This is a genomic window from Pseudomonas cistanchae (assembly GCF_054483635.1).
The window spans coordinates 308316-332983 of the sequence record NZ_JBTLWN010000006.1 but is presented as its reverse complement, the minus strand read 5'-3'; the positions used below and the strand labels follow the sequence as shown (position 1 = coordinate 332983).

Sequence of the window (24668 nt, the reverse complement as noted above, 5' to 3'; positions counted from 1 at the left end):
TCCGTGATCCGCTCGCCTTCCTGGCGGCAATCCAGCGTATCCGTATTGAGAATCGCGCTTCCTGCGCTACGTCCTTGGGAAGCAAGACTACGCGTGCATCAGTGGCTGCCATAGAGGCTATCGGCAGCGCGCCATGTAAGCCATTGCGTACAAAATGCCATCACCGCTGCCGCCACCTATAATCTGTGACGGAAGTCTTGTTACACTGCCTTCGTCCTACAAAAACAACAGACCTCTGCTACGCGGTCATCGGGGCCCTATGAAGCGCACGCTCGTCGCGGTTTTCGGCTGTCTCGCAGCCTTCCTTGCTCCATTCGTCACAGCCAACGGCCAGGATCGGATTGCCGACTTGGAAACCAGCGAGCGCCTGCTGTGGAGCGACGTCTACGCCAACGGCGGAACGTCGCTGTATTGCGCCAAGGGCTTCACCGGCAGCAGTGAGCTGTTGACCGCCAGCGCGGTCTACAGCATCAAGCAGTTGAAAGCCTCGCTGCGCTGCATCACTGATCGCCAGTGCAGCATCATGAACCCGCGTTATCCCTACATCGAAGCCGACCTGCACAATCTATATCCCGCGCTGAAGCAGATCGAGCAGGCCAGACGCAATGCCCAGTTCGCCGACCTGCCCGATGACACGCCGAACAAGTTCGCGGATATCGGCTGCGAGCTGAAAAGCGCGTTTCGCAAAGTCGAGCCGCGTGATGCGGCCAAGGGCAATATCGCCAGGGCGATGTTCTACATGCACATCGAATACGACCTGCCCATCACCGGCCAGGCTCAGTTGCTCAAGCAATGGCACCAGCTCGATCCGCCCGACGCGGAAGAAAAAGCCCGCAACGACAAGATCGAACAACTGCAGGGCACGCGCAATCGCCTCATCGACGACCCCGCCCTGGTCGACAAGCTGATCGCCGACTGAATCTCAGCCATAAAAAAACCCGCCGGTTAGGCGGGTTTTTTCTGTCATCGACGCTTAGAACTGCGCGGCATCCAGCAGGTACAGGCTTTCGCTGCCGGCTTTGACCGAGGCACTCAGCGAGTGAATGCGCGGCAGAATGCGCGCGAAGTAGAAACGCGCGGTGCCCAGCTTGCTGGCGTAGAAATCGTCCTGCGCCTCTTTGCCCAGCGCGGCTTTCGCCATCAGTGCCCACATGTAGGCGTACGCGGTGTAGCCGAACACGTGCAGGTACTCGACCGACGCTGCGCCGATTTCATTCGGGTTGCTCTTGGCGCGTTCCAGCAGGTCCGCGGTCATCTGCTCCAGGTTGCTGATGGCGCCCTTCAGCGGCTCGACGAACTCGCCCAGCGAGGCATCGGCGGAGTCGGTGAAGGCTTTGATCTCTTCGGCGAAATGCTTGTAGAACGCGCCACCGCTGCCAATCACCTTGCGCCCGACCAGGTCGAGGGCCTGAATACCGTTGGTGCCTTCGTAGATCTGGGTAATGCGGCAGTCGCGAACCAGTTGCTCCTGACCCCACTCGCGAATGAAGCCGTGGCCGCCGAAAATCTGCTGGCCGTGGATGGTGGTCTCCAGGCCCAGGTCGGTGAGGAACGCCTTGGCCACCGGGGTGAGCAGCGCGACCAGCTCTTCGGCGCGTTTGCGCGTGGCGGGTTCTTCGCTGAACTTGGCGGTGTCGAGCTGCATGGCAACGTAGCTGGAGAAGGCACGACCGCCTTCGTTCAGCGCCTTCATGGTCAGCAGCATGCGGCGCACGTCCGGGTGCACGATGATTGGGTCAGCGGCTTTGTCCTTGGCCTGCGGGCCAGTCGGCGCGCGGCTCTGGATGCGCTCGCGGGCATATTCGATGGCGCTCTGGTAGGAGCGCTCGCCGGTCGCCAGGCCCTGGATGCCAACGCCCAGACGCTCGTAGTTCATCATGGTGAACATTGCCGCCAGGCCTTTGTTCGGTGCATCGACGATCCAGCCAGTGGCGCCATCGAAGTTCATCACGCAGGTCGCCGAGCCCTTGATGCCCATCTTGTGTTCGATCGAGCCGCAGGACAGCGCGTTGTGCTCGCCCAGGGAGCCATCGGCGTTGACCATGAACTTGGGTACCAGGAACAGCGAAATGCCCTTGGGCCCGGCCGGTGCATCGGGCAGCTTGGCCAGCACCAGGTGGATGATGTTCTCGGTCAGGTCGTGCTCGCCGCCGGTGATGAAGATCTTGGTACCGCTGACCTTGTAGCTGCCGTCGGCCTGGGGTTCGGCCTTGGTGCGGATGATGCCCAGATCGGTACCGGCATGGGGCTCGGTCAGGCACATGGAACCGGCCCAGGTGCCGGCGTACATGTTCGGCAGGTATTTTTCTTTCAGTTCTTCGCTGGCGTGGGCGTTGATCGACAGGCAGGCGCCGGCAGTCAGCATCGGGTACAGGCCGAACGACAGGTTGGCCGAGTTGACCATTTCTTCCACCTGCGCGGAGATGACTTTCGGCATGCCCATGCCACCGAACAAGGGGTCACCGCCGACGCCGACCCAGCCGCCTTCGGCATAGCTCTTGTACGCCTCGGGGAAGCCCGCCGGCGTGGTCACCGCGCCGTTGCTCCAGGAGCAGCCTTCTTCGTCGCCGCTGCGGTTGAGGGGCGCCACTACGCCTGCGGTGATCTTGCCGGCTTCTTCGAGAATCGCACTGGCGGTTTCTTCATCCACCACCTCGGCAAGGGCTGGCAGTTCGGCCCACAGCTTGGAAACTTCGAACACTTCATTGAGCACGAAGCGCATATCGCGCAGGGGAGCTTTGTAGTCAGCCATGGTGCAATCCTCGAACGAAACGACGGGCAATACAGGAGACGCCGGAGTTTACCCGAACAACTTTTCAGACACATAGGGTCGCGTCGTGACCGATTGGCCACGTTATGGATTTGCCTCGTAGCCACGAAAAAGCCCGCCAATTGGCGGGCTTGTCAGCACATCTGCCGCTCGTCAGAGGCCGAAATGCTCGGCCGGTAGACTCATCATGCAGTCGCTTCCTGCCTCGGCCGCCGCGAGGTGCATGCCGGTCCGCGGCAGCAGGCGTTTGAAGTAGAACGCGCAGGTGGCCAGCTTGGCCTGATAGAAGGCTGCATCACCTTCACCGGCGTCGAGCTTCGTCTGGGCCACCACCGCCATCCGCAGCCAGAAGTAGCCCAGGATGATGTAGCCCGAATACATCAGGTAATCCACCGAGGCCGCGCCGACTTCGTCGGGGTTGTTCATCGCCGCCATCCCAAGTTTCTGGGTCAGCTCGCCCCACTGCTGGTTCAGCGCCGACAGTTGCCCAACATACCCCTTGAGCTGCGGGTGTTCGGTCTGGGCGGCGCAGAACGTGTGGACGATCTTGGTGAAGCCGCGTAGCAGCTTGCCCTGGCTGCCGAGCACCTTGCGCCCGAGCAGGTCCAGCGCCTGGATGCCGTTGGTGCCTTCATAGATCTGCGCGATGCGGCAATCCCGCACCAGTTGCTCCATGCCCCATTCGCGAATGTAGCCGTGGCCGCCGAACACCTGCATGCCGTGGTTGGTCACCTCCTGGCCGGTCTCGGTCATGAAGGCTTTGCAGATCGGCGTCAGGAACGCCAGCAGGTTTTCCGCTTCCTCGCGCTGTTCGGCGCTGGCGCTGCGGTGCGCCTGGTCGAGCAATTGTGCGGAGAAATAGGCCAGTGCCCGGTTGCCTTCATTGAAGGCCTTCATGGTCAGCAACATGCGCCGCACGTCGGGGTGCACGATGATCGGATCGGCCGGTTTGTCCGGCGATTTCGGACCGCTCAGCGCGCGCATCTGCAACCGGTCGTTGGCGTACTTGAGCGCGCCCTGGAAGCTGGTTTCACCGAGGCACAGGCCCTGCATGCCGGTCCCCAGGCGGGCGTGGTTCATCATGGTGAACATGCAGTTCAGGCCCTTGTTGGCCTCACCAATCAGAAAGCCCGTGGCGCTGTCGAAGTTGATCACGCAGGTGGCCGAGGCCTTGATGCCCATCTTGTGCTCGATCGAGCCACAGCTGACGCCGTTGCGCTCGCCCGCTTCGCCAGTCGCCGCCGGGAGGAATTTCGGCACGATAAACAGCGAAATGCCCTTGGTGCCCGCCGGGGCATCCGGCAGTTTGGCCAGCACCAGGTGAACGATGTTCTCGCTCATGTCGTGCTCGCCGGCCGAGATGAAGATCTTGGTGCCGCTGATCGCGTAACTGCCGTCGGCCTGGGGCACCGCGCGGGTCTTGATGATGCCCAGATCGGTGCCGCATTGCGGCTCGGTCAGGCACATGGTGCCGGTCCAGCGACCTTCGGTGAGCTTGGTCAGGTACGTCTGCTTCTGGTCTTCGCTGCCGTGGGCATGGATGGCCGACATGGCGCCATGGGTCAGGCCCGGATACATGCCCCAGGAGGTGTTGCTGGCGCCGACCATTTCGCTGATCAGCAGACCCAGCGAGTGCGGCAGACCCTGGCCACCGTAGGCCGGATCAGCCGCAAGGCCGTTCCAGCCGCCCTCGACGTACTGGGCGAACGCTTCCTTGAACCCCTTGGGCGTCGTCACCACGCCGTTGTCGAACCGGCACTCTTCCTCGTCGCCGGAGCGGTTCAGCGGCGCCAGCACCTGCTCGCAGAACTTGGCGCCTTCTTCGAGGATGGCGTTGACCATGTCCGGCGTCGCATCGGTGGCACCCAGTGCAGCGTAACTGGCGTGGAAATCGAAAACGTCGTCGATCAGGAAGCGCATATCGCGCAGCGGGGCTTTGTATTCGGGCATGATCTACTCCGGCAGCAGGCGCACGGGGCGCGGGTCGATGGCCCACGCTACGACGTCTCAGGTCATCGCAACAATGACCCTGTGGCTGCTGAATGCAGCGCCATAACCTGCCCTGGTCAAGCGCCAGGCAAGCGGACCGCACCGCGCCGCTGGCCATGGCTGCGAATGCAGTTACGCCCCGCGCTCTTGGCGTTGTAGAGCGCCTGGTCGGCAGCCTTGATGACCTGTTCCGGGCTGCGCTGCTCGGCGCCACGCTCGGCCACACCCAGGCTGACGGTCACCGACGCCTGGGAGGCGTTCGTGCCACTGCGTTTCTGCCGGCCTTGCTTGTCATCTTGGGGACGGCTGGTCTTGTCGCGCAGCTGCAGCCGATAGGCTTCCACTGCCTGGCGCACGGCCTCCAGATGGGGCATGCACTGTTCCAGGGTCTTACCGGGAAACACCAGGGTGAATTCCTCGCCGCCATAGCGGTAGGCCTTGCCACCACCGCCGATCTTGCGCAGTTGCCCGGCGACCAGGCGCAGCACCTGGTCGCCTACGTCATGGCCGTGGGTGTCGTTGAATTTCTTGAAATGGTCGACGTCCGCCATGGCGATCACGTAATTGCGACCCAGCCTTTGCAACCGCTCGTTCAATGCGCGGCGGCCAGGCAGCCCGGTCAGCTCGTCGCGAAACGCCATTTGATAGGCCTCGTGGGCGACCGCCGCGACCAGAATCAGCATGATGATGCTGCTCATGACGTGCAGCGCGTGGGGCAGCACGAAGGTATTCGGCAACAGCCAGAACAGCCCGGCCAGGCCCACCAGTTGCGCCGCATGCAAGGGCCGCGGCGCCCGCAGGTATTGCATCAGCAGCAGGATGAAGCCGAGCACGAACAGCGGATAGGCCAGTTGCACCAGCTCCATCCAGCCGGCACGCAGGGCCGGCCAACGGATCACCGCCAGCCAGCGCAACAGCTCCTCGGGATAGCGCTGCGCCAGGGCCGCGCTGACTGCGACAACCGCAAGCAGCACAGCGGCCCGGGCGATCAGATCCTGCAGCAGGTGCGTGCGCTCCTGCCAGGCCGCATACAGGCCATAAAGCAATGGCAACAGCAGGCTGCACAAGTGAAAGACCAGGGCCGTGTCACCGCGCACCTGGCCCGCCTGGCGAAAATGATCGACCTGCGTGTCCAGCAGAAAATAGCCGAAGTACAGCACCAGCAACAGAAACAGCTCGCGCTGCCGGCTATAAACGAGGCAAAAAGTCCCGCCCAGCAAGAGCAACAGCGTAGGCAGCACATTGAACAGCGAGGTGAAAAACTCGTTGAGGCTCGCCAGCCTGGCAGCCATCAGCCCGCCGCCGAGCAGCAGCAACGAAGGCAGAAAATGGCTGAAGCGCACAGCAGCATGGCGCGACAAGGGAAGCTCCAGAGCGCAAGGAGGGCAATCGGCAGGCTGGCATTTTGCCTGCGCAGGCGTTCTTAAGCACGGCGCATTGGCGCAAATCAGAGAACTTCTCGACGAATTGCGGGCAAAAAAAACCGCTGCCGGTGAGGACAGCGGTTTTCGTCAGACGAAACGCGGGAGCTTAGTAGCCCAGCGCGAAGTCTTCTTCGGCCATATCCATCAGGTTGTTGGCACCCGACAGCATGGCGTCTACGTGGGCACGGGTACGCGGCAGGATGCGCGCGAAGTAGAAGCGCGCAGTCTGCAGCTTGGCCTTGTAGAAAGCTTCGTCTTCAGTGCCGGCAGCGATTTTCTCGGCCGCCAGGCGCGCCATGTCGGCCCAGAAGTAGGCCAGGCAGACGTAGCCGGAGTACATCAGGTAGTCCACCGAAGCGGCACCGACTTCTTCGCGGTCTTTCATCGCGGCCATGCCCACTTTCATGGTCAGCTCGCCCCACTCTTTGTTCAGCTTGGCCAGCGGCTCGACGAACGCTTTGACCGCGTCGTTGCCTTCGTTGGCCTGGCAGAACTTGTGCACGATCTTGGTGAAGCCTTTCAGCGCTTCGCCTTGAGTCTGCAGCACTTTACGACCGAGCAGGTCGAGGGCCTGGATACCGGTGGTGCCTTCGTACAGCATGGAGATACGGCTGTCGCGAACGTTCTGCTCCATGCCCCACTCGGCGATGAAGCCGTGGCCACCATAGATCTGTATGCCGTGGTTGGCGGCTTCGAAGCCGACTTCGGTCATGAATGCCTTGGCGATCGGCGTGAGGAAAGCCAGCAGCGCGTCGGCTTGCTTCTTCTCAGCTTCGTCCTGGCTGTACTTGACGATATCAACCTGCTTGGCGGTGAAGTACACCATCGCGCGGTTGCCTTCGGCGAAGGCCTTCATGGTCAGCAGCATGCGACGCACGTCCGGGTGGACGATGATCGGGTCAGCGGCTTTTTCCGGCTCTTTCGGGCCAGTCAGGGAGCGCATCTGCAGACGCTCGCGAGCGTACTTCAGGCCGCCCTGGAAGCCGATTTCGGCGTGAGCCAGACCTTGCAGAGCAGTACCCAGGCGGGCCGTGTTCATGAAGGTGAACATGCAGTTCAGGCCTTTGTTGGCCGGGCCGATCAGGTAACCGGTAGCGCCGTCGAAGTTCATCACGCAGGTGGCGTTGCCGTGGATGCCCATCTTGTGCTCGAGCGAGCCGCAGGAAACCGCGTTGCGCGCACCGACGGAACCGTCAGCATTGACCGAGAACTTCGGCACGATGAACAGCGAGATGCCTTTGGTGCCTTGTGGCGCGTCGGGCAGGCGGGCCAGCACGATGTGGACGATGTTATCGGCCATGTCGTGTTCGCCAGCGGAAATGAAGATCTTGGTGCCGGAAACCTTGTACGAGCCATCAGCCTGAGGCTCGGCCTTGGTACGCAGCATGCCCAAGTCGGTGCCGCAATGCGGTTCGGTCAGGCACATGGTGCCGGTCCACTCGCCGGATACCAACTTGGTCAGGTAGGTGTGCTTCTGCTCGTCGGTGCCGTGCTCGGAGATGGTGTTCATCGCACCGTGCGACAGGCCTGGGTACATGCCCCACGACCAGTTCGAGGTGCCGACCATTTCGCTGATCGCCAGGCCCAGGGACTCCGGCAGGCCTTGGCCGCCGTGGTCAACGTTGTGCGCCAGGCTTGGCCAGCCGCCTTCGACGAACTGCTTGTAGGCTTCTTTGAAGCCGGTCGGCGTCTTAACGCCGGACTCGCTCCAGGTACAACCTTCGGTGTCACCTACACGATTCAGCGGAGACAGCACCTGTTCACAGAACTTGGCGCCTTCTTCGAGAATGGCGCTGACCATGTCCGGAGTCGCGTCTTGGCAGCCAGGCAGGCTCTGATAATGCGCTTCGTAGCCGAGCAGTTCGTCGCGTACGAAACGGATATCGCGCAAGGGGGCCTTGTAATCAGGCATAGCGGTTAACCTCTGCGGTGGAATTCTTGGTGTTTAGGTGACCGACTATGCGGTCGCACTGGGAGTTGTGAGCAACTGCTGGCTGGCTTTGCAGCGCAGCAATCAAACAGGCGTTTGAAACATACGTTTACGCCTATCCCTTGTCAAGCGTCGCTGGTTACTTCTTATGCAACGAAGTCGATCAGCGGTGTCGGCTGCGATGCCTCACCTGTACGGCGATACAGATCAAGCGCCGAAGGCGATTGCGACGTTGACCGAGCCGAAGCCGGCGACGCAGCGGACTCCGTTGCGGAATTCGACTTTACTGGCTCGCCCGGCTCATCTTCGGGCTTGGCCTTTTCGGCTCTTGCGGTGACTTCTGTGCGCTGCTGCGCCGCCAGATCGGCGCGAGACTGGACCATCTGCGCCTGCGCCTGGGCGGCCACCTGCAGGTCCTGGGCAGAAGGCTCGGCTGGCGCCAGGGCGGCGCGCAGAACGACTTCCATCTTGCGCAATGTCGCTTCGGGATTGCCGGGTATGGCGCCGGAATCAATGCTCACTTCACCGCCAACGGCATAGCGCTTGCCGTCCGGACCTGTGGCGTAGGTATAACTCGGCGCGCCGGCATAACGTCCGCCGACAGCTGCATGCGCTTGCTCGTGGGTGCGCACTTCCTGATCGAGCCTGACCAGCTTGGCGACTTCCAGCTGCTCGAGGCGTTGCGCCTGGGGATTGCTGGCAGCCTCTTTGCCTTTGTCAGCCTGCGCGGCCGGCTCGCCGTTCTTATCCGCTTCCTCACGCCCGGAAGGCGCCTGCTCATCGCCTAGCGATGGCGCAGGCGTGGCCGGCGCTTGTGCCGCGCGGCTCAGATCAGGCGAGGTTTCGGGTGAAGCGCTGGGGGAAGGAACGCGGGCCTGGGCAGAGAAAGGTGTGGGCGCGAAATAAGACGAGGCGCCGCCGATTTGCATGCTGGTATCTCCTGCCCGCGTCGGCCGCGGTAGATCGAGGTGCTACGCCGTCAGGCCTCGACGTCGATCAAGGTGCCCAACACTTCATCGGCGGTATCGACGACTCGAGCGCCGGCCTGCGCTTCGTTCTGTCCGACTCGCAGTGCAACCAGACTCTCGGCAAGATCCGGGCTTGTTTCGGCGGCCGCCTGCGGCGCTTGATTGACCTGATTTTGCGGTGGGGTTTGCACCTGCTGCTGCGGCTCAGGCAAGGCGGTACGGGCGATATCCGTTGCCGCCTGATCGACGCGGCGCTGCCCCGATTGAATGGTGCTGATACCCGAATTGAAGGCACTACCTGAAATTTGCATATTGAAGCTCCACTGCACAATTGCCAGTAACGTCATTGAAGCAGAGTTTGCCGCAAACACGTACGAGCAAAAGGCTATGGCAAAAAGCCTTCTTATATCGCTTGAGCGTTTAATCAGCGGCCAAGTGCGGCTAGCTTCAGGTAAGGCGCAACAGCCCCTGGCGTCGCCTGGCTCAAGTGCGGCACCCGCCCCAGGCATGGCACAGGCAACCGTTCGGCAAGTGTTGCCAGGTTTTCTTCCAGCCGGCTCATTTGCGGGTCGACCAGATTGGCCACCCAGCCTGCCAATACCAGGCCATCGCGGGCGATCGCCTCGGCCGTCAGCAGCGCCTGATTGATACAGCCCAGACGAACGCCGACCACCAGGATCACCGGCAAGTCGAGCGCAATCGCCAGATCGGACAGTGCTGCCTCCCCAGCCAATGGCACCCGCCAACCGCCGGCACCTTCGACCAGGGTGAAATCCGCTCGCTTGTCCAGAATGGCCTGTACCGGACCGCGCAGCGCCTCAACGTCCAACAACACACCGGCTTCGCGGGCGGCCAGATGAGGGGCGATTGCCGGCTCGAAGGCCAGTGGATTGACCTCCTCATAGCGCAGTGCCAGGGTGCATTCACCGAGCAGGGCCAGGGCGTCGTCGTTGCGCAAACCATCGCTGGTGCGTTGGCAACCCGATGCCACTGGCTTGGCCGCGGCGGTGGACAGCCCGGCCATACGTGCGGCATGCAGCAGGCCCGCAGCGACCGTGGTCTTGCCGATTTCAGTGTCGGTGCCGGTGACAAAATAAGCCGCAGTCATGCTTGATGCTCCTTGCGCAGTACGCCGTAAACCACCTGGTAGGTCGCCGGCAGCCCCTGCGGTTGGCGGAACTGCTCATAAGCGGCAAGCAGCGCCAGCATGCGCGCGCGCCCAGTCAGGCCGCCGGGCCGACCGGGGTTGAGGTTGTGGGCGCCCAAGGCTTTGAGCTCATGGGTGAGACTGCGAACATCCGGATAGTGCAGAACCTGCGGTTGGGTTTGCAGGCTCAGCAGTTGCAAGCCGCTGGCGGCGCACAGCCCCTGGTAGTCCTCGAAATGGCGAAAGCGGTTGACGTGAACGAAGCCATCCACCGCCTGCCAGCTGTCACGCAACTCCTGCAAGGTGCCGACGCACAGGCTGCTAAAGGCCAATACGCCGCCCGGCCGCAGCAACCGTCGGGCCTCGCCCAATACCACGGCAAAGTCCGCGCACCATTGCAGCGCCAGACTGGAAAACAGCAGGTCGCATGACTCATCGCGCAGCGGCAGGCGTTCGGCATCGCCGGCAACGAAGTGTTGCGCACCCGCCAGCGGTTGGGCATAGCGCAGCATGCCCTCGGCAATATCCAGGGCCACGCCTTCGGCGCTGGCGAAACGCCGGCCAAGAGCGCGGCTGAAATAGCCGGTGCCGCAGCCCAGGTCCAGCCAGCGCGCAGGCGTGCAGGACTCGGGCAGACGCGCCAACAGCTCATGACCCACCGCCCGCTGCAACGCGGCGACGCTGTCGTAGGAGTCGGCGGCGCGGGAAAACGAGGCGGCAACCTGGCGCTTATCCGGCAGGCCGCCAGCCTGGAAGGCTTCAGTCATAGGCTGCCCTCAACATAGGGTGCGCCGTGCGCACCATGGGGGCCACTGAAGCGGTGCGCACAGCGCACCCTACGGGTTGCGTCAATCATCGCCGGCCTCGTGCAGAAACGCCTGGATCGCGGCGGCCAGTTCGTGGGGGCGTTCAAGGGCGAAGGCGTGGCTGGCATTGTCGACCAGGCCGATTTCAACATCAGGCAGCAGCGCCAGCAGAGCCTGAGCTGCGTCGGCAGGCACCAGCGCATCCTGGCCGGCGAACAGATGCAGTTGCGGGCCGACAAAGGCCTGCACAGCCGCACGGGTATCCAGGGCAGCCAGCAGATCCAAACCAGCCAGCAGATGAGCTGGCGCCACCGCGGGAGCGGCCGCCTGCAGCTGCCGCGACAGCCCGCGCGGGTCGCTCGCGCCCTGGGCACAGAGCAAGGCGAAGCGTTTCAGCGTGACAGACGCATCGGTCGCGCAGCCCTGACGAAAAGCGGAGAAGGTCTCCGGGGCCATGGCGCTCGGCCAATCCGCTTCGGCAACAAAGCACAGGTTGCTGCCCAAGGTCAGCAGACCGGCGCAATGTTCGCCCCGTCGCGCCGCCAGCTCGGCGGCGAGCATGCCACCGAGGGACCAGCCGCCAAGCCAGGCGTCTTGCGCCAGATTGGCGTCCAGCTCGCCGAGCCAGTCGGCGGAGTCGCTGGAGTCGAGTAACGGCAGTGGCTGGATCTCGACATGCAGTCGCGGATTGAGGCCACGCAAGGCCGCCGCAAGCGGCTCGAGCGGCGCCGTACCTAGACCCCAGCCGGGCAATAGAACCAGCCGGTCACGCATGGACGACATCACCTTCGAGAGTCAGCAATGGCCAACACTCCGCCAGGGCCTCCAGCAGCAAATCCACCTGTGCCTGGCTATGGGCCGCCGAGAGCGTCACCCGCAAACGCGCGCTACCCGCAGGCACGGTTGGCGGACGAATCGCGGTAACCAGCAAGCCGCGCTCACGCAACAGCTGCGACAACTGCAGGGCGCGAGCGCTGTCGCCGACCAGGACCGGCTGGATCGGCGTGGCGCTGTCCATCAATTGCAGGCCAATCGCCTGGGCGCCTTCGCGGAAGCGCTTGATCAAGGCATTCAAATGCTCACGCCGCCAGTGCTCGCTACGCAGCAGTTCCAGGCTTTTCAGAGTGGCGCAGGCCAGCGCCGGCGGTTGGCTGGTGGTGTAGATATAGGGCCGAGCGAACTGCACCAGGGTCTCGATCAGCTCCTCACTGCCGGCAACAAAGGCGCCGGCAGTGCCGAAGGCCTTGCCCAGGGTGCCGACCAATACCTGCACATCATCCGCGCCCAGACCGAAATGCTCGACTATGCCGCCGCCGGTGGCGCCCAGCGGGCCGAAACCATGGGCATCGTCGACCATCACCCAGGCGCCCTTGACCCGCGCTTCGGCACAGAGCGCCGGCAGGTCGGCAAGGTCGCCATCCATGCTGAACACGCCGTCGGTCACCACCAGAGTATTGCCAGTGGCCTTGCGCAGTCGGTTGGCCAGGCTCACGGCGTCGTTATGCAGGTAACGGGAGAACCGTGCCCCGCTAAGCAGGCCCGCGTCCAGCAAGGATGCGTGGTTGAGGCGGTCTTCCAGTACGGTATCGCCCTGGCCGACCAGCGCGGTGACCGCACCCAGATTGGCCATATAGCCGGTGGAAAACAGCAGCACCCGGGGCCGCCCGGTGAACTCAGCGAGTGCCTCCTCCAGCTGGTGATGCGGCGTGCTGTGACCGATCACCAGGTGCGAGGCGCCGCCACCGACGCCCCATTTTTCCGCGCCAGCGCGCCAGGCCTTGATCACTTGCGGATGATTGGCCAGGCCCAGGTAGTCGTTGGAGCAGAAGGCCAGCAGTTGGCGACCATCAACTTGCACCAACGGCCCCTGCGGCGATTCAAGCAAAGGGCGTTGGCGATAGAGGTTGGCGGTGCGACGCTCGGCGAGGCGAGAGGCAAGATCGAAGCTCATGGCAAGATCCGGTGGATAACCGCAAGCGGGTTATCCACCCTACAAAGGACTACATCGGGTGAATCGGGGCGCGTAGCTGACGCGAAGCTCATCCACCGCCTGACTTCAGACCGCGGCGTTATAGAACAGCTTGGAGTCGCGCTGTTCGACCAGCGCCTGCTCGATGGCCGCCTGGTGCACTTCGTCGGCATGCTCTTCGCGCTCTTCGGGCTTGATGCCGAGGCGGGCGAACAGCTGCATGTCCTTGCTGGCTTGCGGGTTGGCGGTGGTTAGCAGTTTCTCGCCGTAGAAGATCGAGTTGGCGCCGGCGAAGAACGCCAGGGCCTGCATCTGCTCGTTCATCGCCTCGCGGCCGGCGGAAAGGCGTACATGAGACTGCGGCATCATGATCCGTGCCACGGCGAGCATGCAGATGAAGTCGAACGGGTCGACGTCCTGCTCGTCGGCCAGCGGCGTGCCTTTGACCTTGACCAGCATGTTGATCGGCACCGACTCCGGATGCTCAGGCAGGTTGGCCAGCTGAATCAGCAGGCCGGCGCGGTCGTCCAGCGATTCGCCCATGCCAAGGATACCGCCGGAGCAAATCTTCATCCCCGCATCGCGCACATAGGCCAAGGTTTCCAGGCGATCGGCGTAAGTGCGGGTGGTGATGATGTTGCCGTAGAACTCCGGCGAGGTATCGAGGTTGTGGTTGTAGTAGTCCAGGCCGGCAGCAGCCAGTGCAGCGGTCTGCTCTTTATCCAGCTTGCCCAGGGTCATGCAGGTTTCCAGGCCCATGGCCTTGACCCCTTCGACCATCTTCAGTACGTAGGGCATGTCCTTGGCCGACGGGTGCTTCCAGGCAGCGCCCATGCAGAACCGGGTGGAGCCGATAGCCTTGGCCTCGGCGGCCGCTTCCAGCACCTTCTGCACCTCCAGGAGTTTCTCCTTCTCCAGGCCGGTGTTGTAGTGGCCGGATTGCGGGCAGTATTTGCAGTCTTCCGGGCAGGCGCCGGTCTTGATCGACAGCAGCGTCGACACCTGCACGCGGTTCTGGTCAAAGTGCGCGCGGTGCACGGTCTGCGCCTGGAACAGCAGGTCGTTGAAGGGTTGTTCAAAGAGCGCCTTGACCTCGGCGAGAGTCCAGTCGTGACGCAAGTGGGCGGCGGCGATAGCGCTCATGGTTTTATTCCTTGTTGTTGGCGACGCCTTGCTACAGTCAGAGGCGTGACACGGATGTTCGGCATAGTTATGGAAGGCTTATGCGCTGTCAACCCAGTGGCGAATACCAGGTTTACAACTGGTTAAAAAACAAACATTGCTGCCTGCTCTGCGACGAGCCGACCGACACCGCACTGGCCATCTGCACCAGTTGCGAGGCGGAATTGCCCTGGCTTGGCGGGCACTGCCAGGTCTGTGCGCTCCCGCTGCCGGTCACAGGCATCCGCTGTGGCGCCTGTCAAACCAAGCCACCCCGCTTTCAGCGAGTGGAAGCGCCCTGGTGTTACGCGTTCCCGGTCGACAGCCTGATTACCCGCTTCAAGCACCAGGCCAAGTGGCCACTGGGACGCCTGCTCGGCGAGCTTTTGTCACAACATTTGCGCCATGCCTTCGACGAGGGCCTGCCCAGGCCCGATGTGCTGCTGCCGGTTCCCCTGGCCAATCGCCGGCAACGCGAGCGCGGCTTCAATCAGGCACAGCTGCTCGCCCAATGGTTGAGCGAACAATTAGCCCTGCCGGTGCAATGCCATTGGCTGAAACGGGTGCTCGACACCCCGGCGCAACAGCAGCTGAACGCCGCCACACGCAAACGCAACCTGCGCAACGCGTTTGCCCTGGCACCCGAGAGTCGGGTCGCGGGCCTGCATGTCGCGCTGGTGGACGATGTACTGACGACCGGCACCACAGCCGAAGCCCTGGCGCGCCAACTCATCCAAGCCGGCGCGGCACGCGTCGACGTCTATTGCCTGGCGCGCACGCCGAAACCGGGGGATTGAGCCGACGGCGCCGCATGCAGCCGCATCGACCTGTACGACCAGAACATCGCGATGCACAGCGCACAGCGTTAATCGACTCGGCGGCGCGCGCCGCGCTCTGGATAAGCGCTAAACTCGGCGGCCAATTTAGCTGGAGTCGCCCATGTCCCATCCATTTGCCGCCCTCACGCCGGATCTGGTGCTGGATGCCGTGGAAAGCATCGGCTACCTCAGCGATGCCCGCGTGCTGGCCCTCAACAGTTACGAAAACCGCGTCTACCAGGTTGGCATCGAGGACGAGACACCGCTGATCGCCAAGTTCTACCGGCCGCAGCGCTGGAGCGACGAGGCGATTCGCGAAGAGCACAGCTTTACCTTCGAGCTGGCCGAATGCGAGGTGCCGGTGGTGGCACCGCTGATGCGCGATGGCGAGACCCTGTTCGAACACGCCGGCTATCGCTTCGCCCTGTTCCCGCGGCGCGGCGGCCGGGCGCCGGAGCCAGGCAATCTGGACCAGCTGTATCGCCTCGGCCAGTTGCTCGGCCGCCTGCATGCGGTCGGATCGCTCAAGCCTTTCGCCCACCGCGAGGCCTTGCAGGTCACCAATTTTGGCCACGAATCCCTGGCCACCCTGCTCGACGGCAACTTCATTCCGCGCAGCCTGCTGCCGGCGTATGAATCCGTGGCGCGTGACCTGCTCAAACGCCTCGACGTTTTGTTTGCCAACAACCCGGTGCAGGCCATACGGCTGCACGGCGACTGCCACCCCGGCAACCTGCTGTGCCGCGACGAGACCTTCCATATGGTCGACCTCGACGACTGCCGCATGGGCCCGGCGGTGCAGGATTTGTGGATGATGCTGGCCGGCGAACGCCACGAGCGGCTCGGCCAGTTGTCCGAACTGATGGATGGTTACCAGGAGTTTCACGACTTCAATCCGCGCGAACTACCGCTTATCGAGGGCCTGCGCGCCCTGCGCCTGATGCACTACAGCGCCTGGCTGGCGCGCCGCTGGGACGACCCGGCGTTCCCCATGAGCTTTCCCTGGTTCGGAACCGAGCGCTATTGGGGCGATCAGGTGCTGATCATGCGCGAGCAACTGTCGGCCATGGACGAAGAGCCGCTGAAGCTGTTCTAGAGTCCAGGGACATGCCGCAGGCTTGTAGGGTGCGCCATGCGCACCAAGAGTCTGCGACGCAGACAGGTGCGCACAGCGCACCCTACAGCCTGCTCAAAAGCTCGCGAGCTAGGCAAGGGAATTACCCTGAACCGTAACGCCAGCGTTACGACAATCGCCTGGGCCTATGCGTTGGCAAAGCTGAACGAACAGACAGGTACCGCACGTCGCGGCTAGAATCCTGCCTCTCGTCAGCCGCCTTACCAAGGATTCTGCATGGCCACCGTCAACCCGCGCCGCGGCTACTTCCTCGGTCTGACTGCCTACATCATCTGGGGCATGTTTCCGCTGTACTTCAAGGCCATTCAGAGCGTGCCGTCGCTGGAGATTATCGTCCATCGCGCGCTCTGGTCGGCGCTGTTCGGTGCACTGTTGCTACTGGTGTGGAAGCACCCGGGCTGGCTGCGCGAGCTGCGTGACAATCCCAAGCGGCTTGCCGTGCTGGCGCTCAGCGGCGTGTTGATCGCCAGCAACTGGCTGGTCTATGTGTGGGCGGTGAACAACGAACGCATGCTCGAAGCCAGCCTGGGTTATTACATCAACCCGCTGGTCAACGTGCTGCTTGGGATGCTGCTGCTCGGCGAGCGCCTGCGCCGCCTGCAGTGGCTGGCGGTCGGCCTGGCGACCGTGGGCGTCATGCAGCAGTTATGGCAGGTCGGCAGCATTCCCTGGGTATCGCTGGTGCTGGCGCTGACGTTCGGTTTCTACGGGCTGATCCGCAAGCAGGCACCTGTTGCCGCATTGCCCGGCCTGGTGGTGGAGACCTGGTTGTTGTTACCGCTGGCGTTGGGCTGGCTGCTGCTGCACCCCGCGGCCATGAGTACGCAACCGGCGTTCTGGAGCACTTCGGAGGCGCTCTGGCTGATCGCTGCGGGCCCTATCACCCTGATTCCGCTGGTGTGTTTCAACGCCGCCGCACGCCACCTGCCTTACACCACCCTGGGTTTTCTGCAGTACATCGCGCCCACACTGGTGCTGCTGCAGGCGATTTTCCTGTTCGACGAGCATTTTGACCCGAGCACCCTGCTGGCATTTATCTGCATCTGGGCGGGCCTGGCAATCTACAGCCTGGATATCTGGCTGAGCATGAGCAAGCGGGTAAAGCCGGTTATCGAGTAAGCGTCGTACGGCTGGGGTTGTGCTTACCTAGCCTACGGGCCACTACCGGGCGTTCGTAACATGCAAGGCCAACCCGCTTTGGTAGGGAGGACACGGCGGAGCCTTGTCCGCCGTTGGTGCCTGAGATGGCGGACAAGCCTTCGGCATCTCCACCCTACGATTTTGCAGGCCTCGAAGATACCGGGCGTCGTTCGCGCTAGTCCTCGGCGCGCAGGTTCAGTTCGACCATCAGGTCATCGGCCAGGGTTTCCAGCTTGCTTTGCAGGTCATCCAGCGCAAGCCCTTGCGGCACCGCGAGCAAGGCTTCGGCATGGAACAACAACTCGCCGCTCATCGGCGCCGGCAATACCTCTGTGTCCAGGCTTTCCAGGTTGACACCCATCTCGGCAAGCAGGCGCGTGATATCACGAACGATGCCGGGGCGATCGTTACCAACCAGATCGAGCAGGATCAGCTTCCAGGTCATCGGCGGCTCGACCCCACCCGCGGCCAGCAGCACGCGAATGCCATGGGCATTCATTTCCTCCAGTGCCTTGACCAGCCCGGCATGGGACTCCAGCGGCACGTCCACCCGCACGATTCCGGCGAACTGGCCGGCCATGCGCGACATGCGGCTTTCCAGCCAGTTACCGCCATGGCTATTGATGCAACGGGCGATCCGCTCGACCAGCCCGGGCTGGTCCTGGGCAATTACCGTGAGTACCAGATGATCCATGCTCGACTCCTGCTTCGTGACTGGCGTGCTGCTAGGCGACACGCCTGGGACAGCGTTTAGCTGATTGGGTGCGGAGGCAATCGACCGGCGTTAGCCGAGGCTCAGCCAGTAAGTATAGAAAACCTCGTCGCGCACATAGCCCAGACGCTCATAAAGTGCCTGTCCCGCCAGGTTGCTCTTCGCCGTCTCAAGCTGCAAGCCGCATGCGCCAGTAGCCTCGGCATGCGCGCGGGCAGCATTCATCAAGGCCTCGCCGACACCACGCCGACGCGCGCTTTCGGCCACATACAGATCATTCAACAACCAGGCAGGCGCCAACTCGAGGGATGAAAACAGCGGGTAGAGCTGGACGAACCCTAACGCCACGCCCTGCTCGTCCCGCGCGATAAACAATGCAGCGTCGCCGCCTTCCAGCCGCGCGGCGAGAAAACGCCGAATCTGTGGCAGGGTTTTGTCTTTCTCATAGAAAGTCAGGTAGCCGGCGAATAACGCAGTGAGGTCATCGAGGTCAGCCAGGCCGGCTGCGAATGTGCGCATTGAAGGTCTCCAGCAAATGAAGCCGCAGTATAGGCAGGCGCCGCCGGCCGACACAGCAGGTAGCGCTGATAGCAAAATGACGCAATTAATCGTGTACCCGTTTTAACTTTTTATGAAACAATAATCGGCTTTTTTGGATACCACACGTCTATTAAGTGACTGCAAGGCGCCTTCTGGTCGCAGAGCGACGCGCGCCCCCTGATTTTCCCAAGATCTTGATGTAGTATGCCGCGCCTTGGACTACAAGACTGAATCCCAGGTCCGAAGCGGCTATCGAGTAGAGCTGAAGAGCTAGCAGAGTGAGGCAAGTGATGACTGAACGCGTTCAAGTAGGTGGCCTGCAGGTCGCCAAAGTACTGTTCGACTTCGTGAACAACGAAGCCATCCCCGGTACCGGCATCACCGCCGATAAATTCTGGGCAGGCGCCGAAGCCGTGATCAACGAGCTGGCCCCGAAAAACCGTGCTCTGCTCGCCAAGCGCGACCAGATTCAGGCGCAGATCGACGCATGGCATCAGGCCCGTGCCGGCCAGGCCCATGATGCGGTCGCCTACAAAGCCTTCCTCCAGGAAATCGGCTACCTGCTGCCAGAGCCGGCTGACTTCCAGGCCACCACGCAGAACGTCGACGAAGAAATCGCCCGCCTGGCCGGTCCGCAGCTGGTCGTACCGGTGATGAACGCGCGCTTCGCCCTCAACGCCTCCAACGCCCGCTGGGGCTCGCTGTACGATGCCCTGTACGGCACCGACGTGATCAGCGAAGAAGGCGGCGCCGAAAAAGGCCGTGGCTACAACAAGGTTCGCGGCGACAAGGTGATTGCCTTCGCTCGCGCCTTCCTCGACGAGGCCGCGCCGCTGGCTGCTGGCTCCCATGTCGATTCCACCGCGTACAAGATCGTCGACGGCAAGCTGGTTGTCAGCCTCAAGGGCGGCAGCAACAGCGGTCTTCGTGACGACGCGCAGCTGGTCGGCTTCCAGGGCGCTGCCGACGCGCCTATCGCCGTACTGCTCAAGCACAACGGCCTGCACTTCGAAATCCAGATCGACGCCAGCACACCGGTCGGCCAGACCGACGCCGCCGGCGTCAAAGACGTGCTGATGGAAGCCGCGCTGACCACCATCATGGACTGCGAAGACTCGGTTGCCGCCGTCGATGCCGACGACAAGGTCGTGGTCTACAAGAACTGGCTGGGCCTGATGAAGGGCGACCTGGCTGAAGAAGTGGCCAAAGGTGGCACCACCTTCACCCGCACCATGAACCCGGACCGCGTCTACACCAGGACCGACGGTAGCGAGCTGACCCTGCACGGTCGCAGCCTGCTGTTCGTGCGTAACGTCGGCCACCTGATGACCAACCCGGCGATTCTCGATGCCCAGGGCAACGAGATTCCGGAAGGCATCCAGGACGCACTGTTCACCAGCCTGATCGCCATCCACAACCTGAATGGCAACACCAGCCGCAAGAACACCCGCACCGGCTCGGTCTACATCGTTAAGCCGAAGATGCACGGCCCGGAAGAAGTCGCCTTCACTACCGAGATCTTTGGTCGCGTCGAAGACGTCCTCGGCCTGCCGCGCAACACCCTTAAAGTCGGCATCATGGACGAAGAACGCCGCACCACCGTCAACCTGAAAGCCTGCATCAAGGCCGCCAGCGAGCGCGTGGTGTTCATCAACACCGGCTTCCTCGACCGCACCGGTGACGAGATCCACACCTCCATGGAAGCCGGCGCCGTGGTGCGCAAGGCCGCCATGAAAGCCGAGAAGTGGATCGCCGCCTACGAAAACTGGAACGTCGACATCGGCCTGGCCACCGGCCTGCAAGGCCGCGCGCAGATCGGTAAAGGCATGTGGGCCATGCCCGACCTGATGGCCGGCATGCTCGAGCAGAAGGTCATGCACCCGCTGGCCGGCGCCAACACCGCCTGGGTACCGTCGCCGACCGCCGCTACCCTGCACGCGCTGCACTACCACAAGGTTGACGTGTTCGCCCGTCAGGCAGAACTGGTCAAGCGCGAGCGCGCCTCGCTGGACGACATCCTGAGCATTCCGTTGGCGCAGAACACCAACTGGACGCCCGAGGAAATCCAGAATGAACTGGACAACAACTCCCAGGGCATCCTCGGTTATGTAGTGCGCTGGATCGACCAGGGCGTCGGCTGCTCCAAGGTGCCAGACATCAACGATGTCGGCCTGATGGAAGACCGCGCCACTCTGCGTATCTCCAGCCAGCTGCTGGCCAACTGGCTGCGTCATGGCATCGCCACTGAAGAGCAGATCGTCGCCAGCCTCAAGCGCATGGCCCCGGTGGTTGACCGTCAGAACGCCAGCGACCCGCTGTACCGTCCGCTGGCGCCGGACTTCGACAGCAACATCGCCTTCCAGGCTGCCCTGGAACTGGTGGTCGAAGGTGCCAAGCAGCCGAACGGCTACACCGAGCCGGTGCTGCACCGCCGCCGCCGCGAGTTCAAGGCCGCCAACGGCTTGTAAGCGCAACGCCCGCACACCGAGCCGCCCTTCGGGGCGGCTTTTTTATTTCCACCGCATAAGGCGGCCCCAAAAGCGATTACGAGCAGACTTCCACCGCTCGACGCACTCGCGATGCGGGCATAGCGCCGACCTGGGATAGGCCTTCGTCGTTGCGCTGCCTTTTACACTTCCGGTCATTCGTCGGCTCACTGTCAAGCAAGTAAAAACCTGGCCGATACTTCAGCTCTGACGGAAATGACTCCTATCGGTCATGCACTGACCGCTCTAGTGGCTGTTTGCCGCGCCACGAACTCCAGCATTATTCGCGCCCCCGATTTGGAGCACCCTGTCGTATGTTCAAACACCTATCGCTGACCTTAAAGCTGTCACTGCTGCCCGCGGTTGCACTGCTCGGGTTGCTGCTCTATGTCGGTTATACCTCGCTGCAGTTATCGGCCAACGACACACGCCTGGTCGCGCTGGAAACCAACAGCTACCCCACCCTGGAAAAAGCCGATGCCGCGCTGTTCCAGTTCTCGCGCATTCCGGGCCTGCTCAACAGCGCCGTCGCGGCCGGCGAGCAGGAAACCCTCGGCGAAGCGCGCCAAGTGCTGCAAACCATTGTCGACTACCAGCAGCAACTGCAGGCGCTGATCCAGGCCCAGCCGGCCCGTAGTGCGGAGTTGGACACCTGGCGCGCTGCCGTTCAGCGCTATGCCGACAATGCGCTCGACGCGTCTGCCCGATTGATTGCCGGTAGCGCCAGCTTCGATGACCTGCGCCCCAATCTCGACCGCATGGCCAGCGACCTGAGCGCCGCTCAGGCACTCGGCGAAACCTTCCGCAGCCACGCCTATCAGGACTTTCAACAGACGCTGGCGCAAGCCCGGACTGACAACGCTGCAACGACGCGGGTTGGCATTATCTTGACCGTGCTGCTGGTGGCACTGGTCAGCCTCGGCTCCTGGCTGGTCATTCGCGGCATCATGGCCAACGTGCATGGAGTGATCGAATCGCTGCAGGCGATTGCCCGCGGTGACGGCGATCTGACTCGCCGGGTTATGGTCGATTCGCAGGACGAAATCGGCGAAATGATCCGTCTGTTCAACGGCTTCCTCGACAAGCTGCAAGGCACCATTCGCCAGATCATCGAGGCCGCCGGCCCCTTGGCCGGGATGTCCAAGGATCTCTACTGCCTGACCCAGGACTCCGAAGAGAACGCCAAGTCGCAGCAGGGCCACACCGACTCGATTGGCCGCGATATACAGACCATGACCAGCAGCATCCAGGAAGTCGCCCAGCGTTCACGCCAGGCCTCGGATGAAGCCGGCGATGCGTCGCGGCGCGCTGTCGAAGCGCGGCAGAACATCGGCAGCCTGTCAACCAGCATCAGCGACCTGGGCAGCAGTGTGATGGGCGCCGTGCAGGCCATGCAGCAGTTGGAAGAAGAAACGCAGCAGGTCGGCTCGGTCCTCACAGTCATCCGCAGCATCGCCGAGCAGACCAACCTGCTGGCGCTGAACGCTGCCATCGAGGCAGCCCGTGCCGGCGAACAAGGCCGTGGTTTCGCCGTGGTCGCCGACGAAGTGCGCAATCTGGCGCAAAAGACGGCCGCTTCCACTGCTGAAATTCAGCAGATCATCCAGCGCTTGCAGGCCAGTGCCAACGGCGTACTCAACGTCATGACCCTCAACGGCGAGAAAGCTCAGACCAGCATCGAACAATCGGTGCAGGCCACCGCTGTGCTCGAGGCCATCGCCCAGGCCGTCGGGCAGATCAACGAATTGAATGCCGGTATTGCCCAGCTCACTCAAGAGCAGATCGGTCTGTCGAGTTCCATTCAACAAGATACCCAAGTGTTGCAGCAGGATGCCCAAGCAACCGCCCATGGAGCAGAGGCCACCGCACGCCTCGGCGAACAGCTGGTCAGCACCGGAGACCACCTGCGCGCGGCCACTGCCCAATTTCGCGTCTAACTTAACTAGGAGCATCCCTGCGATGACCATTCGCACGATCGCGCTCGCCATGACATTGGCCAGCGCACCTGCCTTCGCCCTCGAACAAGGCGAATACCGCTTCAACGGCTTCGGCACCGCCGGCATCACCCACCTGGGTGGTGAAGACGACGGCCGCAGCTATGGCGTCAACGGCCAGACCACCGATTCATGGCGTGGCGAACAGCTGAGCAAGCTTGGCGGTCAGTTCCAGTACGGCCTGACCGACACGCTCGGCGTTACCGCCCAGGCGACGGCCAAGGCTGCACAGGACACCTGGGAGCCCAATCTCGAGTGGCTGTATCTGTCCTGGCAGGCCAACGACAACCTGATGGTGCGTGGCGGGCGTCTGCGCACGCCGGTGTACATGTACTCGGAAACCCTCGACGTCGGCTTCACCTACCCTTGGCTGCGCTTGCCGGACGAGGTGTACAGCCAGGTCCAGCTGTCCAACTACGAAGGTTTCGATGCGGTCTATACGCTGCCACTCGCCTTCGGTTCGGCAACCTTCCAGGTCGCTGGCGGCCAGGCGGAAAACCGCGATTACTTCGCCATCGATGCCATGCACGACATCGACTACAAGAAGATCTTCGCCAGCAACGTCAGCCTCGCCATCAACGATTTCGGCACCCTGCGCGTCGGCTACGTCGAAGCGGACCTTGAAATCGACGTCGAAGCCAATGTCAGCAGCCCCTTCGGGCCGCTGCGTCCCTCGTTCAATGCCCTGGATGGCAATAAAGGCAAGTTCACCTCGATCGGTTACCAATACGACAACGGCACCTGGCTGACTGCCAACGAATGGACACGTCGGGTTATCGAGCGCGACAACGCCGAAAGCGTCGAAGCCTTCTACCTGATGGGCGGCCGCCGTTTTGGCGACTTCCTCGCTCACGTCACCTACGCCCAGTTGGACGATGGCGGCCGTCAGAACTCCTGGACCTACGGCCTCAACTACAACGTGCTGGCAAACGTGATCATCAAGGGCGAATACAAGCGCGTCGACACCCGTGGCGGTTACGACGGCGTATTCGTGCGCGGCGCTCAGGAGAGCTTCGACAACGCGCTTAACGCGACAACCGGCTTTGGCGTGCCGGCACGTAACTTCGACGGCGACATTATCAGCGTCGGCGTCGACTTCGTATTCTGAGGAGTTTCGAGATGAATCTGTTTATCCGAGCGCTGGCCGGGGCCGTAGTGCTTGCCTGTGGCAGCCTGGCACACGCCGAGGTCGCGGTGATCGTCAATCCGGGCGCGCCGAAAGCACCCTCGCAAGCCGAAGTGGCCAACATCTTCCTGGGCAAGGACAAGTCGCTCAAAGGCATTGACCAAAAGGCCTGGAACCCGACCAAGGAAGCGTTCTATGCAACGGTGACCAATAAGAACGAGTCACAGCTGAAGTCCTACTGGTCCGGCCTGGTCTTCACCGGCAAGGGTCAGCCCCTGCCGAGCGAAGCCGATGACGCGGCGGTGCTCGCAAAAGTGGCGGGCCAAGTCGATGCGATTGGTTACGTCGACAACGCGGCGGTCACCGATCAGGTAAAGGTGCTGTTCACCCTGCCCTGATCGACGAGAGCGTCTTCTCAGCAGCCGCACGACAAAGCCGATGGTTCCGCCACCGGCTTTGTCGTTTCTAGGCTTGCTCCGGCGGGCAACCTGCAGAGCGAGCCCTGTACGTGCTGCATAAAAAAACCGCCCTCCGGGGCGGTTTTTTTGCACTG

General features: G+C 62.6%; 21 protein-coding genes. 8 read left to right on the top strand and 13 right to left on the bottom strand.

The features are described 5' to 3' along the window. Window positions 1-259: 259 nt before the first annotated feature. Entirely contained in the window at window positions 260-919 is a 660-nt protein-coding gene (locus ACX0MV_RS17860; RefSeq protein ID WP_458983868.1) for an endonuclease I family protein, read from the top strand. 54 nt (window positions 920-973) lie between these two features. On the opposite strand, the gene ACX0MV_RS17855 is transcribed toward ACX0MV_RS17860, so the two are convergent. From ACX0MV_RS17855 to bioB, 11 genes are all read right to left on the bottom strand, one after another. Beyond that, the gene (locus tag ACX0MV_RS17855) at window positions 974-2752 is read right to left on the bottom strand and encodes an acyl-CoA dehydrogenase C-terminal domain-containing protein (protein WP_458983867.1); all 1779 of its coding nucleotides are present in this window, start codon (window positions 2750-2752) and stop codon (window positions 974-976) included. Window positions 2753-2923: 171 nt separating this feature from the next. Beyond that, window positions 2924-4720 (bottom strand): acyl-CoA dehydrogenase C-terminal domain-containing protein, encoded by a 1797-nt coding sequence (locus tag ACX0MV_RS17850; protein WP_458983866.1) that lies wholly within the window; start codon window positions 4718-4720, stop codon window positions 2924-2926. Between the two features lie 116 nt (window positions 4721-4836). Beyond that, on the bottom strand, window positions 4837-6120 hold the full coding sequence (locus tag ACX0MV_RS17845; protein ID WP_458983865.1) for a GGDEF domain-containing protein: 1284 nt from the start codon (window positions 6118-6120) through the stop codon (window positions 4837-4839). A 169-nt stretch (window positions 6121-6289) separates the two neighbouring features. Continuing rightward, on the bottom strand, window positions 6290-8095 hold the full coding sequence (locus tag ACX0MV_RS17840) for a phenylacyl-CoA dehydrogenase (protein ID WP_458983864.1): 1806 nt from the start codon (window positions 8093-8095) through the stop codon (window positions 6290-6292). Window positions 8096-8259: 164 nt separating this feature from the next. Continuing rightward, complete coding sequence (locus ACX0MV_RS17835; protein WP_458983863.1) at window positions 8260-9042, bottom strand: putative metalloprotease CJM1_0395 family protein; 783 nt, start codon at window positions 9040-9042, stop codon at window positions 8260-8262. A gap of 50 nt (window positions 9043-9092) precedes the next feature. Next, window positions 9093-9392, bottom strand: coding sequence for a hypothetical protein (locus ACX0MV_RS17830; protein ID WP_458983862.1), 300 nt, complete (start codon window positions 9390-9392; stop codon window positions 9093-9095). A gap of 113 nt (window positions 9393-9505) precedes the next feature. After that, a complete protein-coding gene (gene bioD, locus ACX0MV_RS17825; protein WP_458983861.1) occupies window positions 9506-10189 on the bottom strand; it encodes a dethiobiotin synthase in 684 nt (227 codons plus the stop codon). Further along, a complete protein-coding gene (gene bioC / locus ACX0MV_RS17820; protein ID WP_458983860.1) occupies window positions 10186-10995 on the bottom strand; it encodes a malonyl-ACP O-methyltransferase BioC in 810 nt (269 codons plus the stop codon). Before bioC ends, bioD begins: the two co-directional genes overlap by 4 nt. A gap of 81 nt (window positions 10996-11076) precedes the next feature. Next, on the bottom strand, window positions 11077-11808 hold the full coding sequence (locus ACX0MV_RS17815; protein ID WP_458983859.1) for an alpha/beta fold hydrolase: 732 nt from the start codon (window positions 11806-11808) through the stop codon (window positions 11077-11079). Then, complete coding sequence (gene bioF, locus ACX0MV_RS17810) at window positions 11801-12985, bottom strand: 8-amino-7-oxononanoate synthase (protein WP_458983858.1); 1185 nt, start codon at window positions 12983-12985, stop codon at window positions 11801-11803. The genes ACX0MV_RS17815 and bioF overlap by 8 nt, the downstream gene beginning before the upstream one ends. 105 nt (window positions 12986-13090) lie before the next feature. After that, on the bottom strand, window positions 13091-14146 hold the full coding sequence (bioB, locus tag ACX0MV_RS17805) for a biotin synthase BioB (RefSeq protein WP_458983857.1): 1056 nt from the start codon (window positions 14144-14146) through the stop codon (window positions 13091-13093). An 80-nt stretch (window positions 14147-14226) separates the two neighbouring features. Between bioB and ACX0MV_RS17800 the strand changes: the two genes are divergently transcribed. The 3 genes from ACX0MV_RS17800 (at window position 14227) to rarD (ending at window position 17236) form a co-directional block, all read left to right on the top strand. After that, a complete protein-coding gene (locus tag ACX0MV_RS17800) occupies window positions 14227-14961 on the top strand; it encodes a ComFC family protein (RefSeq protein WP_458983856.1) in 735 nt (244 codons plus the stop codon). A 142-nt stretch (window positions 14962-15103) separates the two neighbouring features. After that, window positions 15104-16078 carry a serine/threonine protein kinase gene (locus ACX0MV_RS17795; RefSeq protein WP_458983855.1) on the top strand — a complete coding sequence of 325 codons (975 nt, stop codon included), beginning with the start codon at window positions 15104-15106 and terminating at the stop codon, window positions 16076-16078. A 255-nt stretch (window positions 16079-16333) separates the two neighbouring features. Next, window positions 16334-17236 carry an EamA family transporter RarD gene (rarD, locus tag ACX0MV_RS17790; RefSeq protein ID WP_458983854.1) on the top strand — a complete coding sequence of 301 codons (903 nt, stop codon included), beginning with the start codon at window positions 16334-16336 and terminating at the stop codon, window positions 17234-17236. A 196-nt stretch (window positions 17237-17432) separates the two neighbouring features. On the opposite strand, the gene ACX0MV_RS17785 is transcribed toward rarD, so the two are convergent. Next, on the bottom strand, window positions 17433-17951 hold the full coding sequence (locus tag ACX0MV_RS17785; RefSeq protein ID WP_458983853.1) for a glycine cleavage system transcriptional repressor: 519 nt from the start codon (window positions 17949-17951) through the stop codon (window positions 17433-17435). A gap of 90 nt (window positions 17952-18041) precedes the next feature. Then, the gene (locus ACX0MV_RS17780) at window positions 18042-18488 is read right to left on the bottom strand and encodes a GNAT family N-acetyltransferase (protein WP_458983852.1); all 447 of its coding nucleotides are present in this window, start codon (window positions 18486-18488) and stop codon (window positions 18042-18044) included. Window positions 18489-18799: 311 nt separating this feature from the next. Between ACX0MV_RS17780 and ACX0MV_RS17775 the strand changes: the two genes are divergently transcribed. The 4 genes from ACX0MV_RS17775 (at window position 18800) to ACX0MV_RS17760 (ending at window position 24513) form a co-directional block, all read left to right on the top strand. Beyond that, entirely contained in the window at window positions 18800-20977 is a 2178-nt protein-coding gene (locus ACX0MV_RS17775; RefSeq protein WP_458983851.1) for a malate synthase G, read from the top strand. Between the two features lie 332 nt (window positions 20978-21309). Further along, window positions 21310-22932 (top strand): methyl-accepting chemotaxis protein, encoded by a 1623-nt coding sequence (locus tag ACX0MV_RS17770; protein ID WP_458983850.1) that lies wholly within the window; start codon window positions 21310-21312, stop codon window positions 22930-22932. A 22-nt stretch (window positions 22933-22954) separates the two neighbouring features. Continuing rightward, window positions 22955-24097, top strand: coding sequence for a hypothetical protein (locus ACX0MV_RS17765; RefSeq protein ID WP_458983849.1), 1143 nt, complete (start codon window positions 22955-22957; stop codon window positions 24095-24097). 11 nt (window positions 24098-24108) lie between these two features. Next, window positions 24109-24513, top strand: a complete 405-nt coding sequence (locus tag ACX0MV_RS17760) for a type 2 periplasmic-binding domain-containing protein (protein ID WP_458983848.1) — start codon at window positions 24109-24111, stop codon at window positions 24511-24513. Window positions 24514-24668: the final 155 nt, after the last annotated feature.

Coding starts and splice junctions, on each gene's coding strand:
- ACX0MV_RS17860 (WP_458983868.1), top strand. CDS start 260: ATGAAGCGCACGCTCGTCGCGGTTTTCGGCTGTCTCGCAGCCTTCCTT.
- ACX0MV_RS17855 (WP_458983867.1), bottom strand. CDS start 2,752: ATGGCTGACTACAAAGCTCCCCTGCGCGATATGCGCTTCGTGCTCAAT.
- ACX0MV_RS17850 (WP_458983866.1), bottom strand. CDS start 4,720: ATGCCCGAATACAAAGCCCCGCTGCGCGATATGCGCTTCCTGATCGAC.
- ACX0MV_RS17840 (WP_458983864.1), bottom strand. CDS start 8,095: ATGCCTGATTACAAGGCCCCCTTGCGCGATATCCGTTTCGTACGCGAC.
- ACX0MV_RS17835 (WP_458983863.1), bottom strand. CDS start 9,042: ATGCAAATCGGCGGCGCCTCGTCTTATTTCGCGCCCACACCTTTCTCT.
- ACX0MV_RS17830 (WP_458983862.1), bottom strand. CDS start 9,392: ATGCAAATTTCAGGTAGTGCCTTCAATTCGGGTATCAGCACCATTCAA.
- bioD (WP_458983861.1), bottom strand. CDS start 10,189: ATGACTGCGGCTTATTTTGTCACCGGCACCGACACTGAAATCGGCAAG.
- bioC (WP_458983860.1), bottom strand. CDS start 10,995: ATGACTGAAGCCTTCCAGGCTGGCGGCCTGCCGGATAAGCGCCAGGTT.
- ACX0MV_RS17815 (WP_458983859.1), bottom strand. CDS start 11,808: ATGCGTGACCGGCTGGTTCTATTGCCCGGCTGGGGTCTAGGTACGGCG.
- bioF (WP_458983858.1), bottom strand. CDS start 12,985: ATGAGCTTCGATCTTGCCTCTCGCCTCGCCGAGCGTCGCACCGCCAAC.
- bioB (WP_458983857.1), bottom strand. CDS start 14,146: ATGAGCGCTATCGCCGCCGCCCACTTGCGTCACGACTGGACTCTCGCC.
- ACX0MV_RS17800 (WP_458983856.1), top strand. CDS start 14,227: ATGCGCTGTCAACCCAGTGGCGAATACCAGGTTTACAACTGGTTAAAA.
- ACX0MV_RS17795 (WP_458983855.1), top strand. CDS start 15,104: ATGTCCCATCCATTTGCCGCCCTCACGCCGGATCTGGTGCTGGATGCC.
- rarD (WP_458983854.1), top strand. CDS start 16,334: ATGGCCACCGTCAACCCGCGCCGCGGCTACTTCCTCGGTCTGACTGCC.
- ACX0MV_RS17785 (WP_458983853.1), bottom strand. CDS start 17,951: ATGGATCATCTGGTACTCACGGTAATTGCCCAGGACCAGCCCGGGCTG.
- ACX0MV_RS17780 (WP_458983852.1), bottom strand. CDS start 18,488: ATGCGCACATTCGCAGCCGGCCTGGCTGACCTCGATGACCTCACTGCG.
- ACX0MV_RS17775 (WP_458983851.1), top strand. CDS start 18,800: ATGACTGAACGCGTTCAAGTAGGTGGCCTGCAGGTCGCCAAAGTACTG.
- ACX0MV_RS17770 (WP_458983850.1), top strand. CDS start 21,310: ATGTTCAAACACCTATCGCTGACCTTAAAGCTGTCACTGCTGCCCGCG.
- ACX0MV_RS17765 (WP_458983849.1), top strand. CDS start 22,955: ATGACCATTCGCACGATCGCGCTCGCCATGACATTGGCCAGCGCACCT.
- ACX0MV_RS17760 (WP_458983848.1), top strand. CDS start 24,109: ATGAATCTGTTTATCCGAGCGCTGGCCGGGGCCGTAGTGCTTGCCTGT.